The organism is Mycobacterium sp., from assembly GCF_050701675.1.
Classification (GTDB): Bacteria; Actinomycetota; Actinomycetes; order Mycobacteriales; family Mycobacteriaceae; genus Mycobacterium.
The window spans coordinates 1-2,367 of the sequence record NZ_JBOGDD010000798.1 but is presented as its reverse complement, the minus strand read 5'-3'; the positions used below and the strand labels follow the sequence as shown (position 1 = coordinate 2,367).

At 66.4% G+C, this 2,367-nt stretch carries 4 protein-coding genes; 3 read left to right on the top strand and 1 reads right to left on the bottom strand.

What is annotated here, in order from left to right:
* A partial coding sequence (locus ACRDUX_RS24390; RefSeq protein WP_526417344.1) for a GntR family transcriptional regulator occupies positions 1 to 423 on the bottom strand: 423 nt, incomplete at its 3' end.
* A gap of 114 nt (positions 424 to 537) precedes the next feature.
* Between ACRDUX_RS24390 and ACRDUX_RS24385 the strand changes: the two genes are divergently transcribed.
* From ACRDUX_RS24385 to ACRDUX_RS24375, 3 genes are all read left to right on the top strand, one after another.
* Positions 538 to 1,797: a sarcosine oxidase subunit beta family protein gene (locus tag ACRDUX_RS24385; protein ID WP_526417342.1), complete on the top strand. Its 1,260-nt coding sequence runs from the start codon at positions 538 to 540 to the stop codon at positions 1,795 to 1,797.
* 38 nt (positions 1,798 to 1,835) lie between these two features.
* Positions 1,836 to 2,114, top strand: a complete 279-nt coding sequence (locus tag ACRDUX_RS24380) for a sarcosine oxidase subunit delta (RefSeq protein WP_526417340.1) — start codon at positions 1,836 to 1,838, stop codon at positions 2,112 to 2,114.
* Positions 2,111 to 2,367, top strand: a 257-nt coding sequence (locus tag ACRDUX_RS24375; protein WP_526417339.1) for a 2Fe-2S iron-sulfur cluster-binding protein, incomplete at its 3' end; no start/stop codon positions are given. The genes ACRDUX_RS24380 and ACRDUX_RS24375, both read left to right, overlap by 4 nt.

The window sequence follows — 2,367 nt, the reverse complement described above, 5'->3', positions numbered from 1 at the left end:
GTCTTGACGAAGCACCTCGCGGGGATCGTCGGTCTGGTCGATCCCCGCGACGCCCACGGACAGTGCGGTCAGACGCGTGCGGGTTTCCGCCGTTGCCGACCTGGCGGCCCTGGCAGCCGCCGTCGGTTCCAGTTGTCTGCGGATCTCGGAGATGTCGGCGAGGTCGGTCATGTCCACGGCGGTGGCGAACGTGCCGCGTCGGGGATAGGCGACGACGAGGCGGTCGCGTTCGAGGCGCTTGAGTGCCTCGCGAACGGGTGTCCGGCCCACCCCCAGTTCCGCGGCCAGATGATCGTCGTTGATGGGCGCGCCGGGTCGAATGTCGAGCATGACCAACCTGTCGCGCAGAACCTCGTAGGCGCGATCGGCAGTGGTCTCCGCGCTTGTCTCGGCGTCCAAGGAGGACAACTCGGCCAGGCTCATCGCCGCCCCCTTTCCCGCCGTGACCGCCCTGTTGACGTCGCAGGCTTCTGATCATAATCTAGACCGCGATTGATATATCAGTAATCAATCGACTGGAATGTCAGAAGGGTGACGATGAGTCCCGACTCCGAAGGCCTGGCCAACAAACCGGCCCGACCCGGAGCCGACCTGCCCGAGCATCCCGAATTCCTCTGGCGCACAACGGAACCGAAGAAGTCCTACGACGTCGTCATCGTCGGCGGAGGCGGGCACGGACTGGCCACCGCCCATTACCTGGCGAAGAACCACGGCATCACCAACGTCGCCGTGCTCGAGCGAAGCTGGCTCGCCGGCGGCAACATGGCCCGCAACACCACGCTGATCCGGTCCAACTACCTGTGGGACGAGAGCGCGCGCATCTACGAGCACGCACTCAAGCTGTGGGAGGGCCTCGAAGAAGACCTCGACTACCCGATCCTGTTCAGCCAGCGCGGCGTGCTGAACCTGGCCCACAGCCTCCAGGACGTGCGCGACAGCGTTCGGCGGGTGGAAGCCAACCGGCTCAACGGCATCGACGCCCAGTGGGTCGACCCCGACGAGGTCAAGAAGCTCTGCCCAATCGTCAACGTGTCCGACGACATCCGCTATCCCGTACTCGGTGCGACGTATCAACCCCGCGCAGGCATCGCCAAGCATGACTACGTCGCATGGGGTTTCGCCCGCCGCGCCGATCAGGCCGGGATCGACATCATCCAGAACTGTGAGGTCACCGGGTTCGTCACCAACGGCGAGAGGGTGGCCGCGGTCCGCACCAGTCGCGGCGACATCGCGGCGGGACAGGTCCTGTTGTGCGCGGCCGGGCACACCTCGACGTTGACCGACATGCTCGGCATCCGGACGCCCCTGCAGAGCCATCCGCTGCAGGCGCTGGTCTCCGAACTGCTCGAGCCGGTGCACCCGACGATCGTCATGTCGAATGCGGTGCACGTGTACGTATCCCAAGCGCACAAGGGTGAACTGGTCATGGGCGCAGGCGTTGACTCCTACAACGGGTACGGCCAGCGTGGGGCATTCCACGTCATCGAGCGCCAAATGGCCGCCGCCGTCGAGCTGTTCCCCGTCTTCGCCAGGGCGCATCTGCTGCGCACGTGGGCAGGCATCGTCGACGTGTGCCCCGACGCCTCCCCGATCGTCGGCCGTGCCCACTACGAGAATCTGTACCTCAACGCCGGTTGGGGCACGGGCGGATTCAAGGCGACGCCGGGTATCGGCTGGTGTCTGGCCGACACGGTCGCCAACGACGCACCCCACGAGTACATCGCCCCGTTCAGCCTCGATCGGTTCGTCACCGGCGCGCTGGTCGACGAGCACGGCGCTGCCGGCGTCGCGCACTGAATCAGCCAGCCTCCCACCCGAATACAGGAGCGACCCCTATGCAACTCATCGAGTGCCCATGGTGCGGGCCGCGGGAGGAAACCGAATTCCATTACGGCGGACAGGCTCACGTGCCCTACCCGGAAGATCCGCAGGCGCTGACCGACGAACAGTGGGCCCACTACGTCTTCTTCCGCGCCAACCCCAAGGGCCCGTTCGCAGAGCGGTGGAGTCACAGCGCAGGATGCCGACGCTGGTTCAACGCCATCCGAGACACCGCCACCTACCGATTCCAAGCCGTCTACCGCCCCGACGAGCAGAAGCCGACGATCCGATGAACGCACCGCTGCGCACCCCGCGGGGCGGACGCGTCGACCGCGACACCACCCACACCTTCTCCTTCGACGGCCGGGAACTGACGGGGCACCCCGGCGACACCCTTGCCTCCGCCCTGCTCGCCAACGGCATCCATCAGGTGAGCACCAGCATCAAGTTCGGCCGCCCGCGCGGCATCACCGCGGTATGGGCCGAGGACACCGGCAGCCTGGTCCAGGTCGAGGACCCGTTCCCCGAACCCATGTTGCTCGCGAC